The sequence below is a fragment of the Klebsiella sp. GG_Kp146 genome, from assembly GCF_040061975.1.
GTDB classification, from domain to species: Bacteria; Pseudomonadota; Gammaproteobacteria; order Enterobacterales; family Enterobacteriaceae; genus Klebsiella; species Klebsiella quasipneumoniae.
This window is the reverse complement of sequence record NZ_JBEAHA010000008.1, coordinates 86193-99293: the sequence shown is the minus strand read 5'-3', so window position 1 is coordinate 99293 and position 13101 is coordinate 86193. Positions and strand designations below refer to the sequence as shown.

Sequence of the window (13101 nt, the reverse complement as noted above, 5' to 3'; positions counted from 1 at the left end):
ATGGAAAACGCGATGTTAACTTTTGACAACGTCAGCGCCCACTACGGCAAGATTCAGGCGCTGCACAACGTCAGCTTGCATATCAAACAGGGCGAGATCGTCACGCTTATCGGCGCCAACGGCGCGGGGAAAACCACCCTGCTCGGCACGCTGTGCGGCGATCCGCGCGCCTCCAGCGGGCGTATTGTCTTTGACGGTAAGGATATTACCGACTGGCAGACGGCGAAGATCATGCGCGAGGCGGTGGCGATCGTCCCGGAAGGGCGGCGCGTCTTTTCGCGAATGACGGTGGAAGAGAACCTGGCGATGGGCGGTTTTTTTGCCGACCGCGATCAGTTCCAGACCCGCATCAAATGGGTGTATGAGCTGTTTCCGCGTCTGCACGAGCGCCGTATCCAGCGCGCCGGCACCATGTCCGGCGGCGAACAGCAGATGCTGGCCATCGGCCGCGCCCTGATGAGCCAGCCGCGTCTGCTGCTGCTGGATGAACCGTCGCTGGGGCTGGCGCCGATCATCATTCAGCAGATCTTCGATACCATCGAGCAGCTGCGCGAGCAGGGGATGACTATCTTCCTGGTTGAGCAGAACGCCAACCAGGCGCTGAAGCTGGCCGATCGCGGCTACGTGCTGGAGAACGGCCACGTGGTGCTGGAGGATACCGGCGACGCGCTGCTGGCCAACGAGGCGGTGCGCAGCGCCTATCTCGGCGGTTAATTCATCGCAACCCGGCGTCATTCACTTCGCCGGTTTGTAGCCCGGGCGAGGCGCTTGCGCCGACCCCGGGAGCCGATCGCACAACTATTATCCGTGTCTCAGCTCCCACTTTACTTCCCCCGTCCTTTCATCGGCTTGTCATCTCTCTGACCCGTTACTATCTTTTTTTTGTAATAAAAAAGTTATTTTTCTGTAATTCGAACATGTCATGTTACCCCGCGAGCATAAAACGCGTGAAATCGCGCATCCGGCACAACAAGAGAGATAACCGATGATATCGTTACGACATACAGCTTTAGGACTGGCGCTGAGCCTGGCTTTTGCCGGTCAGGCCCTGGCGGTTACCACCATCCCGTTCTGGCACTCAATGGAAGGCGAACTGGGTAAAGAAGTGGATTCTCTGGCGCAACGCTTTAACGCGGCCAATCCTGATTACAAAATCGTTCCGGTATACAAGGGCAACTATGAACAGAGCCTGAGCGCCGGTATCGCCGCCTTCCGTACCGGCAACGCGCCGGCGATCCTGCAGGTGTATGAAGTGGGTACCGCCACCATGATGGCGTCAAAAGCCATTAAGCCGGTCTACCAGGTGTTCAGCGAGGCGGGCATCACGTTTGATGAATCGCAGTTTGTGCCGACGGTCGCCGGGTATTACACCGATTCGAAAACCGGCCATCTGCTCTCCCAGCCGTTTAACAGCTCCACGCCGGTGCTGTACTACAACAAAGACGCCTTCAAAAAAGCCGGCTTAGATCCGGAGCAGCCGCCGAAGACCTGGCAGGATCTGGCGGCCTACACCGCGAAGCTGAAAGCCGCCGGGATGAAGTGCGGCTACGCCAGCGGCTGGCAGGGCTGGATCCAGATTGAGAACTTCAGCGCCTGGCACGGCCTGCCGGTGGCGACGAAAAACAATGGCTTTGACGGCACCGACGCGGTTCTTGAGTTCAACAAGCCGGAGCAGGTGAAGCATATCGCGCTGCTCGAAGCGATGAACAAGAAGGGCGATTTCAGCTACTTCGGGCGTAAAGACGAGTCCACCGAAAAGTTTTATAACGGCGACTGCGCCATTACCACTGCCTCGTCCGGCTCGCTGGCCGATATCCGCCAGTACGCCAAATTTAACTACGGCGTCGGCATGATGCCTTACGATGCCGACGTGAAAGGCGCGCCGCAGAACGCCATCATCGGCGGGGCCAGCCTGTGGGTGATGCAGGGTAAAGACAAAGAGACCTACACCGGCGTGGCGAAGTTCCTCGACTTCCTGACCAAACCGGAAAATGCCGCCGAATGGCACCAGAAAACCGGCTATCTGCCGATCACCACCGCGGCCTACGATCTGACCCGCCAGCAGGGTTTCTATGATAAGAACCCGGGCGCCGATATCGCCACGCGCCAGATGCTGAACAAGCCGCCGTTGCCGTTCACCAAAGGTCTGCGTCTGGGCAACATGCCGCAAATCCGCACCATCGTCGATGAAGAGCTGGAGAGCGTGTGGACCGGCAAGAAAACCCCGCAACAGGCGCTGGATTCCGCCGTTCAGCGTGGGAACCAGCTGCTGCGCCGCTTCGAACAAGCGACCAAATCGTAATCTGTAACTTGCCCGGTGGCGCTGCGCTTACCGGGCCTACGATGTGCCTTATGTAGGCCGGGTAGGGCGTAGCCGCCACCCGGCATTGTTCAGGAACCCAATCTCAATGTCATCATCCCGTCCGGTATTCCGCTCGCGCTGGCTGCCCTATGTCCTGGTCGCGCCGCAGCTGATTATCACGCTGATTTTCTTTATCTGGCCCGCGGGCGAAGCGCTGTGGTATTCGCTACAGAGCGTCGATCCGTTTGGCCTGTCCAGCCAGTTTGTCGGCCTGGATAACTTCGTGGCGCTGTTCCATGACCCGTACTATCTGGATTCGTTCTGGACCACTATCAAATTCAGCGCCCTGGTGACCGTCAGCGGCCTGCTTATTTCGCTCTTTTTCGCTGCGCTGGTCGACTACGTGGTGCGCGGCAGCCGCTTCTATCAGACTCTGATGCTGCTGCCGTATGCCGTGGCCCCCGCGGTGGCGGCGGTGCTGTGGATCTTCCTCTTTAACCCCGGGCGCGGGCTGATCACCCATTTCCTCGGCGAGCTGGGCTACGACTGGAACCACGCGCAGAACAGCGGCCAGGCGATGTTCCTGGTGGTCTTCGCCTCGGTATGGAAGCAGATAAGCTACAACTTCCTGTTTTTCTTCGCCGCGCTGCAGTCGATCCCGCGTTCGCTGGTTGAGGCTGCCGCTATCGACGGCGCCGGGCCAATCCGCCGCTTCTTCAGGCTGGCACTGCCGCTGATTGCGCCGGTGAGTTTCTTCCTGCTGGTGGTCAACCTGGTTTACGCCTTCTTCGACACCTTCCCGGTGATCGATGCCGCCACCGCCGGCGGCCCGGTGCAGGCGACCACCACCCTGATTTACAAAATCTATCGCGAAGGTTTCGCCGGGCTCGATCTTTCCGCTTCCGCCGCGCAGTCGGTGGTGCTGATGTTCCTCGTCATTATCCTGACGGTGGTGCAGTTCCGTTACGTTGAAAGTAAGGTGCGTTACCAATGATTGAGAACCGTCGCGGGCTGACGATTTTCAGCCACACCATGCTGATTCTGGGCATCGCCGTTATTTTATTCCCGCTGTATGTCGCCTTCGTGGCGGCGACGCTGGATAACCAATCGGTGTTCGAAACGCCGATGACGCTGATCCCCGGCGGACATCTGCTGGAGAACATGAAGACCATCTGGGTGAACGGCGTTGGCGTCAACAGCGCGCCGTTCTGGCTGATGATGCTCAACAGCTTCATCATGGCGTTCGCCATTACGGTGGGCAAAATCGTCGTGTCGATGCTGTCGGCGTTCGCCATCGTCTGGTTCCGCTTTCCGCTGCGTAACCTGTTCTTCTGGATGATCTTTATCACGCTAATGCTGCCGGTCGAGGTGCGTATTTTCCCGACGGTGGAAGTGATCGCCAATCTCAACATGCTCGACAGCTACGCCGGGCTTACGCTGCCGCTAATGGCCTCGGCCACCGCCACCTTCCTGTTCCGCCAGTTCTTTATGACCCTGCCGGACGAGCTGATTGAAGCAGCGCGTATCGATGGCGCTTCGCCGATGCGCTTCTTTCGCGACATCGTGCTGCCGCTGTCGAAAACCAACCTCGCGGCGCTGTTCGTCATCACTTTTATCTACGGCTGGAATCAGTATCTGTGGCCGTTGCTGATTATTCAGGATGTGAATCTTGGCACTGCCGTCGCCGGCATCAAAGGCATGATCGCCACCGGCGAAGGTACTACCCAGTGGAATCAGGTGATGGCGGCGATGCTGCTGACCCTGATCCCGCCGGTTGTCATCGTTTTAGCCATGCAGCGCGCATTTGTGCGTGGCCTGGTCGATAGTGAGAAATAAAATGGCTGGTTTAAAACTACAGGCAGTAAGCAAAAGCTGGGATGGCAAAACCCAGGTGATTCAACCGCTGACGCTGGACGTGGCGGACGGGGAATTTATCGTCATGGTCGGCCCGTCGGGCTGCGGGAAATCAACGCTGCTGCGGATGGTCGCCGGACTGGAGCGGGTGACCAGCGGCGATATCTGGATCGACCGCAAGCGGGTCACCGAGATGGAGCCGAAGGATCGCGGCATCGCCATGGTGTTCCAGAACTATGCCCTTTATCCGCATATGAGCGTGGAAGAGAACATGGCGTGGGGGCTGAAGATCCGCGGCATGGGTAAGGGATTGATCGCCGAGCGGGTGCAGGAGGCGGCGCGTATTCTTGAGCTCGACGGCCTGCTCAAGCGCCGCCCGCGCGAGCTCTCCGGCGGCCAGCGCCAGCGCGTGGCGATGGGCCGCGCCATCGTGCGTGACCCGGCGGTATTCCTCTTCGACGAACCGTTGTCAAACCTCGACGCCAAGCTGCGCGTGCAGATGCGTCTTGAGCTGCAGCAGCTGCATCGCCGCCTGAAAACCACCTCGCTGTACGTTACCCATGATCAGGTGGAGGCGATGACCCTCGCTCAGCGGGTGATGGTGATGAATAAAGGCGTTGCCGAGCAGATCGGCACCCCGGTGGAAGTGTATGAGAAGCCGGCCAGCCGCTTTGTGGCGAGCTTTATCGGCAGCCCGGCCATGAACCTGCTGGAAGGGCACATCAGCGATGACGGCGGTCGCTTTGAGCTGGCGGGCGGCATCCAGCTGCCGACGAATCATGAGCACCGGCGCCACGCCGGGCGTAAAATGACCCTCGGTATCCGCCCGGAGCATTTTATCTTAAGCTCGCAGGCGCAAGGCGGCATTCCGCTGCTGATGGACTCCCTGGAAATTTTAGGCGCCGATAACCTTGCCCACGGGCGCTGGGGCGAACAGAAGCTGGTGGTCAGGCTGCCGCACCAGCAGCGCCCGGCGGCAGGCAGCACGCTATGGCTGCATCTGCCTTTGGAACATCTGCACCTCTTTGATGGTGAAACAGGACAACGCGCATGAGTAACTGGCCTTATCCCCGTATCGTCGCCCATCGCGGCGGCGGTAAACTGGCGCCGGAGAACACCCTGGCGGCTATCGACGTCGGCGCTCGCTACGGGCACACGATGATTGAATTTGACGCCAAGCTGTCAAAGGACGGGCAGATCTTTCTGCTGCATGACGATAATCTCGAACGCACCAGCAACGGCTGGGGCGTGGCGGGGGAGCTGCCATGGGACGATCTGCTGAAGGTTGATGCCGGTAGCTGGTTCAGCCGTGAATTTAAGGGCGAGCCGCTGCCGCTGCTCTCCCAGGTGGCGGAGCGCTGCCGCCGTCACGGCATGATGGCGAATATCGAAATTAAACCGACCACCGGCCTTGGGCCGCAGACCGGCAACGTGGTGGCCCTGGCGGCGCGGGAGCTGTGGGCGGGAATGACCGCGCCGCTGCTGTCGTCGTTTGAAATCGATGCCCTGGAAGCGGCGCAGGAAGCCGCCCCCGAGCTGCCGCGCGGGCTGTTGCTGGATGAGTGGCGTGAGGACTGGCGGGAGTTGACCACCCGGCTGGGCTGCGTCTCCATTCACCTCAACCACAAGCTGCTGGACGCCGGGCGGGTGGCAAGCCTGAAACAGGCCGGCCTGCATATCCTGGTGTATACCGTTAACAAACCCCAGCGCGCCGCCGAGCTGCTGCGCTGGGGCGTAGACTGCATCTGCACCGATGCCATTGACGTCATCGGGCCCCATTTCCAGCCTTAATGACCGCTGCGCGGCGGCTGGCCTTTACGGGTTGGTCTGCCGCAGCATCCCTCCGTTGTTGTTTGGCAGCACCTGCTGCGGCGGATTGAGATTCCCGCCCTGCGCCGCGCGCTGCTGATTGGTCTGCAGCTGGTTTTGCAGATGCTGCTGCTGGGAGCGAGTCTGATTGTTCAGATTCTGCTTCAGCATGCTCTGTTGCTGCTGTTGCTGCACCTTCATCTCATTTTGCATGCGCTGCTGGCTGGGGACCACGTAACCCGGCTGGTTGGGGTTGTTATCAATATTGATTGGCTGGGCTAAAACGCCGAGCGGCATCAGCGCCGCCAGAAATAACATCGCTTTCATGGTTTTCTCCTCCCGTGCGTGGGATCACTTAAGTGTACCTCGAATCCGCCATAACAATGATTTTTTAGGAGTTATCAACCAGGCTTAAGCGGGGAATGAAACCTACCTATCAGGAGTAAGACAATGATAAAAACAACAATCTGGCGTCAGGTGGTCATCGCTGCGTTGCTGGCGGGCGGTAGTTTTACCGTCGCCGCCAGTCCACCGCCGCCGCCGCCGGTCTCTTATGGCGTAGAGGAGGATGTATTCCACCCGGTGCGCGCCCGGCAGGGCATGGTGGCCTCGGTGGATGCGCTGGCCACCCGCGTCGGGGTGGATATTCTGCGCCAGGGCGGCAACGCCGTCGATGCGGCGGTGGCGGTTGGCTACGCGCTGGCGGTCACTCATCCGCAGGCGGGGAATATCGGCGGCGGCGGTTTTATGATGCTGCGGACGAAAGACGGCAAGACTACGGCGATCGATTTCCGCGAAATGGCGCCAGAGCAGGCCACCCGCGACATGTTCCTCGACGACCAGGGTAACCCGGACAGTAAAAAATCGCTCACCTCGCATCTGGCCTCTGGCACGCCAGGCAGCGTGGCGGGCTTCTCTCTTGCCCTGGAAAAATACGGCACCATGCCGCTGAACAAAGTGATCCGCCCGGCAATCAAGCTGGCGGAAGAGGGCTTTATTGTTAACGATGCGCTGGCGGACGATCTGAAGACCTACGGCAGCGAAGTGATCCCGCAGCACGAAAACAGTAAAGCGATCTTCTGGAAGAACGGCGAGCCGCTGAAGAAGGGCGACCGGCTGGTACAGAAGAACCTGGGGAAAAGCCTCGAGCTGATTGCCGAGCACGGTCCGGATGCCTTCTATAAAGGCGCTATTGCCGACCAGATCGCGGACGAGATGAAAAAGCACGGCGGGCTTATCACCAAAGCCGACCTCGCTAACTATAAGGCCGTGGAGCGCACGCCGATTAGCGGCGAATATCGCGGGTATGAGATCTACTCTATGCCGCCGCCCTCCTCCGGCGGGATCCACATCGTGCAGATCCTCAATATCCTCGAAAACTTCGATTTGCAGAAATATGGCTTTGGCAGCGCCGACGCTATGCAGGTGATGGCGGAGGCGGAGAAACACGCCTATGCCGACCGCTCTGAATATCTCGGCGACCCTGACTTCGTCAAAGTGCCGTGGCAGGCGCTGACCAGCAAAGCCTACGCCAAAGCGATTGCCGCCGAGATCGACGTCAATAAGGCGAAGCCTTCCAGCCAGATCCGCCCGGGCAAGCTGGCGCCCTATGAAAGCAACCAGACCACCCACTTCTCGGTGGTCGATAAAGACGGCAATGCGGTGGCGGTGACCTATACGCTGAATACCACCTTCGGCACCGGCATTGTGGCGGGGGACTCCGGCATTCTGCTGAATAACCAGATGGATGATTTCTCGGCGAAGCCCGGCGTACCTAACGTCTATGGCCTGGTGGGCGGCGACGCCAATGCGGTGGAGCCGAAAAAACGCCCGCTGTCGTCGATGTCGCCGACCATTGTGGTGAAAGACGGCAAAACCTGGCTGGTGACCGGCAGCCCGGGCGGCAGCCGGATCATCACCACTGTGCTGCAGATGGTGGTCAATACCATCGATTTCGGGATGAACGTCGCAGAAGCCACCAACGCCCCGCGCTTCCATCATCAATGGCTGCCGGATGAGCTGCGGGTGGAGAAAGGCTTTAGCCCGGATACCCTGAAGCTGCTGGAGGCGAAAGGGCAGAAAGTGGCGCTGAAAGAGGCGATGGGCAGCACTCAGAGCATTATGGTGGGGCCGGACGGGATGCTGTATGGCGCCTCCGACCCGCGTTCGCCGGATGATTTAACGGCGGGGTATTGATATGTTGCCCGGTGGCGCTGCTGCGCTTACCGGGCCAACCACTGCACGAACGCAGGTCGGGTAAGGCGAAGCCGCCACCCGGCAACATGCTACTTCATTCTCGCCATATAATATGCATCCACATATTCACCGTTGCGCAGCGCGTAACGCTTGCCTGTGCCTTCGATCTCAAATCCGTGTTTTTTGTACACCGCAATCGCCGGCTTGTTATCGGCGAACACCGTCAGCTCAATGCGGTCAACGCGCAGCCAGTTATCGCACAGGTCGATCATCTCGCGCATCAGCGCGCTGCCGATACCGCGCCCCTGATGGCCGGCGGCAACCGCCATGCCAAAGGTCGCCACGTGGCTGCGACGAGGGCGCGGTTCGACATGGAGCGACAGATGCCCGGTAACCCGATCGTCCAGCGTCGCCACCAGATGGAAGGTATGGGGTTTGGGCTGTAGCTTCTCCTGCCAGGCTTCCATGGCGGGGTAAGGGATCTGTAGCGTGTCATGATAGACCTCCGGGTGCGCCATCAGCATACGTAAAGGTTCAGCATCGCGCGGTTCGGCATGGCGTATCACTATGTCACTCATTCCCTTATCCTCTGTTTGGTGGTTGATTCTCCTTCACCATCTCTGACGGCAGCCGGGGAGTCAATGCCGTTTTTTGCAAAAAAAAGATAGACAAGTGCGAATGAGAATGATTATTATTGTCCTGCATTCAGGAAGACCCTTGCGGAAAGCCTGAAAGCACGACATTGCTCACATTGCTTCCAGTATTACTTTAGCCAGCCGGGTGCTGGCTTTTTTTTTGCTGCTACCTCAGGCGCTTTGCGTCCTGGCGGACATCACGCCGTCTTCCGCAACCAGGCCGATGAGATGACTTTTGCTTTCCGCCGCGGCCAGCACCTCGGCGCTGCCGGTGAACTGGCCGCCCTTTTTAATCGCCAGCGAGCGATAGGCGAGGGTGCCATCCAGATTGCCGTGCTCCTCAATGGTGATGCTGTCGCCGCGGCACTGGCCCTGAACCTTGCCATCAATAATCAGCTCACGGCAGCTGATGTTGCCCTCGACCTGACCTTCACGCATCACCTTAATCAGATGTTCTTTCGCCTCAATGTTGCCGGTAAGCTGGCCGTGAATATAGACATGGCCGCTGGCGACAATATTGCCGACGAAATGCACCCCGCTGGCGATGACCGTGGTCTCTTGTTTTTTGCTGGCGACCGCCTGGGATTCTGGGTTGTTTGCCGGAGGCGTGGCCACTTCTGACGTCTGAGGTTCCGTTTTATTTTTCTTAATAAACATCGCGTTAATTTTGTTCCGTTGGCTATGGAGGAGAAAGGCGACCAGTGCGCAGGCGGCCGCCAGGCGCGCCGGCACGATCGCATCGACAGACCAGGCGATCAGCGCGAGAAGCCAGAAAAAAAGGGCGCCGTTTAAGGCGAGATACTGTTTGTCCATCCGTAGCGGCTGGCTACTCCGTTAGTCATCAGCAACGTCCTGGTTTGCCCTCCACTTATCCGCAGTTTCGCCATTGAGATCAAGATATTTAACCGAAAAATGTCGATTTAATCTGTTGTTAATCAATGAGTTATTAATAATTACGTATGGATGGTACGAGACCTATTTTTTTGACGAATCTTCACGGAAAACGGACTGAGAGGATGAAGTCATGTCCCGGCTTGCGCTATGGTTGAAGGTAGCTCATTAACTAAGGACAGCGTTATGACTCTGCACTGCGCATTTATTGGCTTCGGCAAAAGCACCACCCGCTACCATCTTCCTTACGTGTTACACCGCCAGGACCGCTGGCAGGTGGCGCACATCTATCGCCGTCGGGCGAAGCCCGAGGAGCAGGCGCCGCAGTATTCCCACATCCATTTCACCAGCGATCTCGATGAAGTATTAAACGACCCGCAGGTCAGGCTGGTGGTGGTCTGCACCCATGCCGACAGCCATTTTGACTATGCGAAAAAGGCGCTGGAGGCGGGGAAAAACGTGCTGGTGGAAAAGCCGTTCACCCCGACGCTGGAGGAAGCCAAGACCCTGTTTGCGTTGGCGAACAGCAAAGGCCTGACGGTGACGCCCTACCAGAACCGCCGCTTCGACTCCTGCTTCCTGACCACTAAAAAGGTGATTGAGAGCGGCAAACTTGGCGAACTGGTGGAGATCGAAAGCCATTTTGACAACTACCGCCCGCTGGCGGAGACCAACCCCGGCGGCCCGCAAAACGGCGAGTTCTATGGCCTTGGCGTGCATACCCTGGACCAGATTATTTCGCTGTTCGGCCGCCCGGACCATGTCGCTTACGATCTGCGCTCGCTGCGCAACAAAGCTAACCCGGATGATACCTTTGAGGCCCAGCTGTTCTACGGCGATCTGAAGGCCATCGTTAAGACCAGCCACCTGGTGCAGATCGACTACCCGAAATTCATCGTCCACGGCCATAAAGGCTCGTTTGTGAAATATGGTATCGACCAGCAGGAGACCAGCCTGAAAGCCAATATCATGCCGGGCGAGCCGGGCTTTGGCGCGGACGACAGCGTCGGCGAGCTGGTGTATGTCAACGAGGCGGGGGAGACGGTGCGCGAAGCGGTCCCGCTGGAGAGCGGCGACTATGGTCGGGTCTACGACGCGCTGTACGACACCCTCGTCAACGGCCAGCCAAATTACGTCAAGGAATCTGACGTTCTTACCAATATGGAGATCCTGCAGCGCGGCTTTGACCAGCCCTCACCGGCCACCATTACTCTGGTGAAATAAGCCCAAGCGGCTCCTCTGCGCTTGTTCATATTTTTTGAACAGAGGAGTCAATTTTCACCCTCTATGATCGTCGGCGAAATGGGTCCACACTGACTCCATCGAAAACATATGGGGGTGCAACATGATCTACTTACGCAAAGCGAACGAACGTGGCCACGCTAACCATGGCTGGCTGGATTCCTGGCATACTTTCTCTTTCGCCAACTACTACGACCCGAACTTTATGGGCTTCTCCGCCCTGCGGGTGATTAACGACGACGTCATCGACGCCGGTCAGGGCTTCGGTACCCACCCGCATAAAGATATGGAGATCCTGACCTATGTGCTGGAAGGGGCGGTGGAGCACCAGGACAGCATGGGCAACAAAGAGCAGGTGCCGGCGGGCGAGTTCCAGATCATGAGCGCGGGTACCGGGGTGCGTCACTCTGAGTACAACCCGAGCAAAACCGATCGTCTGCGTTTGTACCAGATCTGGATTATTCCGGAAGAAACCGGCATTACCCCGCGCTACGAGCAGCGCCGCTTCGACGCCGCCCAGGGCAAACAGCTGGTGCTGTCGCCGGATGCACGGGATGGCTCGCTGAAGGTCTATCAGGATATGGAGCTGTATCGCTGGGCGCTGCTGAAAGATGAGCAATCGGTTCACCAGATTGCCGCGGAACGTCGCGTCTGGATCCAGGTCGTCAAAGGCGAAGTGACCATCAACGGTACCAAAGCCACTACCAGCGATGGTCTGGCTATCTGGGACGAGCAGGCGATTTCGGTTCATGCCGACAGCGATAGCGAAATCCTGCTGTTCGATCTGCCGCCGGTTTGATCGTTATCTGAGGTCGTCTATACCCAAAATAATTCGAGTTGCAGAAAGGCGGCGACGCAGAGAATCCCCAGGAGCTTACTTAAGTAAGTGACTGGGGGTGAGCGAGGAAAGCCAACGCGCATGCAACTCGAAGTATGATAGGTATAAATAAATTGCGTAGCCTTCCCTCATGTTAGGGAAGGTTGCGCTTTGTCCGTGATAAACTGAGAAAATGTTCCCCGTTGATCACAGTCAGGACGATGAAAAAGAAAAGACCCGTACTTCAGGATGTAGCCGATCTTGTCGGCGTGACCAAAATGACGGTCAGTCGCTATTTACGCAACCCGGAGCAGGTCTCCGAAGCGCTGCGTGGCAAGATTGCCGTTGCCCTCGATGAACTGGGTTATATTCCCAATCGCGCCCCTGACATTCTCTCCAACGCCACCAGCCGCGCCATTGGCGTGCTGCTGCCATCGTTAACCAACCAGGTGTTCTCGGAAGTGCTGCGCGGGATTGAAAGCGTCACTGACGCCTTCGGCTATCAAACCATGCTGGCGCACTACGGCTACAAGCCGGAAATGGAAGAGAAACGCCTCGAATCGATGCTCTCCTGGAACATTGACGGCCTGATCCTCACCGAACGCACCCATACGCCCCGCACTCTGAAGATGATTGAAGTCGCCGGCATTCCGGTGGTGGAGCTAATGGACAGCCAGTCACCGTGCCTTGATATCGCGGTCGGTTTCGATAACTTCGAAGCGGCGCGGCAGATGACGGCGGCGATTATCGCCCGCGGCCACCGCCACGTTGCTTATCTCGGCGCGCGTCTTGATGAACGTACTATCATCAAACAGAAGGGGTACGAGCAGGCGATGCTCGATGCGGGCATGACGCCCTACAGCGTGATGGTGGAGCAGTCCTCGTCCTATTCATCCGGGATTGAGCTGATGCGCCAGGCGCGCCGCGAATACCCGCAGCTTGACGGCATCTTTTGCACCAACGATGACCTCGCGGTCGGCGCGGCCTTTGAGTGCCAGCGCCTGGGGCTGAAGATCCCGGACGACATGGCGATAGCCGGTTTCCACGGCCACGATATCGGCCAGGTGATGGAGCCGCGGCTGGCCAGCGTCCTGACCCCGCGCGAGCGGATGGGGCGCATTGGCGCCGAACGTCTGCTGGCGCGCATTCGTGGCGAAGCGATTACCCCTAAGATGTTAGATTTAGGTTTCACATTGTCACCGGGCGGATCAATTTAAACTGACAAGTTTGAAGTAGATCACACATATTCACATCTGGCACGAATGGATATTGCTTCTCCACAGGTCCGGCATGACAATGTTACCGATAACAGTTACCCGTAACAATTAACCGATACGCCGCCTTCGCGCTCAATG

At 58.2% G+C, this 13101-nt stretch carries 13 protein-coding genes; 10 read left to right on the top strand and 3 right to left on the bottom strand.

Annotated features, from left to right (window positions below; all coding sequences use genetic code 11):
• The 6 genes from livF (at nt 1) to ugpQ (ending at nt 5947) form a co-directional block, all read left to right on the top strand.
• The gene (livF, locus tag ABLU95_RS09950) at nt 1-714 is read left to right on the top strand and encodes a high-affinity branched-chain amino acid ABC transporter ATP-binding protein LivF (protein ID WP_004145133.1); all 714 of its coding nucleotides are present in this window, start codon (nt 1-3) and stop codon (nt 712-714) included.
• A gap of 271 nt (nt 715-985) precedes the next feature.
• The gene (ugpB, locus tag ABLU95_RS09945; protein ID WP_065883165.1) at nt 986-2302 is read left to right on the top strand and encodes a sn-glycerol-3-phosphate ABC transporter substrate-binding protein UgpB; all 1317 of its coding nucleotides are present in this window, start codon (nt 986-988) and stop codon (nt 2300-2302) included.
• Nucleotides 2303-2408: 106 nt separating this feature from the next.
• Nucleotides 2409-3296 (top strand): sn-glycerol-3-phosphate ABC transporter permease UgpA, encoded by an 888-nt coding sequence (ugpA, locus tag ABLU95_RS09940; protein ID WP_032454247.1) that lies wholly within the window; start codon nt 2409-2411, stop codon nt 3294-3296.
• Nucleotides 3293-4138, top strand: coding sequence for a sn-glycerol-3-phosphate ABC transporter permease UgpE (gene ugpE / locus ABLU95_RS09935; protein ID WP_008806976.1), 846 nt, complete (start codon nt 3293-3295; stop codon nt 4136-4138). Before ugpA ends, ugpE begins: the two co-directional genes overlap by 4 nt.
• Before the next feature lies 1 nt (nt 4139).
• Nucleotides 4140-5210 carry a sn-glycerol-3-phosphate import ATP-binding protein UgpC gene (locus ABLU95_RS09930; RefSeq protein ID WP_101978489.1) on the top strand — a complete coding sequence of 357 codons (1071 nt, stop codon included), beginning with the start codon at nt 4140-4142 and terminating at the stop codon, nt 5208-5210.
• Nucleotides 5207-5947 carry a glycerophosphodiester phosphodiesterase gene (gene ugpQ / locus ABLU95_RS09925; RefSeq protein ID WP_023291223.1) on the top strand — a complete coding sequence of 247 codons (741 nt, stop codon included), beginning with the start codon at nt 5207-5209 and terminating at the stop codon, nt 5945-5947. Before ABLU95_RS09930 ends, ugpQ begins: the two co-directional genes overlap by 4 nt.
• A gap of 24 nt (nt 5948-5971) precedes the next feature.
• Here ugpQ and ABLU95_RS09920 read toward each other — a convergent pair whose 3' ends face one another.
• On the bottom strand, nt 5972-6292 hold the full coding sequence (locus tag ABLU95_RS09920; RefSeq protein WP_023291222.1) for a DUF2756 family protein: 321 nt from the start codon (nt 6290-6292) through the stop codon (nt 5972-5974).
• Nucleotides 6293-6415: 123 nt separating this feature from the next.
• Here ABLU95_RS09920 and ggt point away from each other — a divergent pair, with 123 nt between their 5' ends.
• Nucleotides 6416-8161, top strand: a complete 1746-nt coding sequence (gene ggt / locus ABLU95_RS09915) for a gamma-glutamyltransferase (RefSeq protein ID WP_023291221.1) — start codon at nt 6416-6418, stop codon at nt 8159-8161.
• Between the two features lie 89 nt (nt 8162-8250).
• Here ggt and yhhY read toward each other — a convergent pair whose 3' ends face one another.
• On the bottom strand, nt 8251-8727 hold the full coding sequence (yhhY, locus tag ABLU95_RS09910) for an N-acetyltransferase (RefSeq protein ID WP_072096665.1): 477 nt from the start codon (nt 8725-8727) through the stop codon (nt 8251-8253).
• A 240-nt stretch (nt 8728-8967) separates the two neighbouring features.
• Complete coding sequence (locus tag ABLU95_RS09905; protein WP_132134641.1) at nt 8968-9609, bottom strand: polymer-forming cytoskeletal protein; 642 nt, start codon at nt 9607-9609, stop codon at nt 8968-8970.
• Nucleotides 9610-9873: 264 nt separating this feature from the next.
• On the opposite strand from ABLU95_RS09905, the gene ABLU95_RS09900 reads away from it, so the two are divergent.
• The 3 genes from ABLU95_RS09900 to gntR all read left to right on the top strand — a co-directional run bounded on the left by ABLU95_RS09900 (nt 9874) and on the right by gntR (nt 12963).
• Nucleotides 9874-10911: an oxidoreductase gene (locus ABLU95_RS09900; protein ID WP_065883153.1), complete on the top strand. Its 1038-nt coding sequence runs from the start codon at nt 9874-9876 to the stop codon at nt 10909-10911.
• A gap of 121 nt (nt 10912-11032) precedes the next feature.
• A complete protein-coding gene (locus tag ABLU95_RS09895) occupies nt 11033-11728 on the top strand; it encodes a pirin family protein (RefSeq protein ID WP_002920779.1) in 696 nt (231 codons plus the stop codon).
• Between the two features lie 239 nt (nt 11729-11967).
• Complete coding sequence (gntR, locus tag ABLU95_RS09890; RefSeq protein WP_023291217.1) at nt 11968-12963, top strand: gluconate operon transcriptional repressor GntR; 996 nt, start codon at nt 11968-11970, stop codon at nt 12961-12963.
• The last annotated feature ends 138 nt before the right edge of the window (nt 12964-13101 follow it).

Excerpts from the sequence above, each read along its gene's own strand:
- ugpQ (WP_023291223.1), top strand. The coding sequence starts at position 5,207 with ATGAGTAACTGGCCTTATCCCCGTATCGTCGCCCATCGCGGCGGCGGT.
- ABLU95_RS09905 (WP_132134641.1), bottom strand. The coding sequence starts at position 9,609 with ATGGACAAACAGTATCTCGCCTTAAACGGCGCCCTTTTTTTCTGGCTT.
- ABLU95_RS09895 (WP_002920779.1), top strand. The coding sequence starts at position 11,033 with ATGATCTACTTACGCAAAGCGAACGAACGTGGCCACGCTAACCATGGC.
- ABLU95_RS09920 (WP_023291222.1), bottom strand. The coding sequence starts at position 6,292 with ATGAAAGCGATGTTATTTCTGGCGGCGCTGATGCCGCTCGGCGTTTTA.
- livF (WP_004145133.1), top strand. The coding sequence starts at position 1 with ATGGAAAACGCGATGTTAACTTTTGACAACGTCAGCGCCCACTACGGC.
- ABLU95_RS09900 (WP_065883153.1), top strand. The coding sequence starts at position 9,874 with ATGACTCTGCACTGCGCATTTATTGGCTTCGGCAAAAGCACCACCCGC.
- gntR (WP_023291217.1), top strand. The coding sequence starts at position 11,968 with ATGAAAAAGAAAAGACCCGTACTTCAGGATGTAGCCGATCTTGTCGGC.
- ggt (WP_023291221.1), top strand. The coding sequence starts at position 6,416 with ATGATAAAAACAACAATCTGGCGTCAGGTGGTCATCGCTGCGTTGCTG.
- ugpE (WP_008806976.1), top strand. The coding sequence starts at position 3,293 with ATGATTGAGAACCGTCGCGGGCTGACGATTTTCAGCCACACCATGCTG.
- ABLU95_RS09930 (WP_101978489.1), top strand. The coding sequence starts at position 4,140 with ATGGCTGGTTTAAAACTACAGGCAGTAAGCAAAAGCTGGGATGGCAAA.
- ugpB (WP_065883165.1), top strand. The coding sequence starts at position 986 with ATGATATCGTTACGACATACAGCTTTAGGACTGGCGCTGAGCCTGGCT.
- ugpA (WP_032454247.1), top strand. The coding sequence starts at position 2,409 with ATGTCATCATCCCGTCCGGTATTCCGCTCGCGCTGGCTGCCCTATGTC.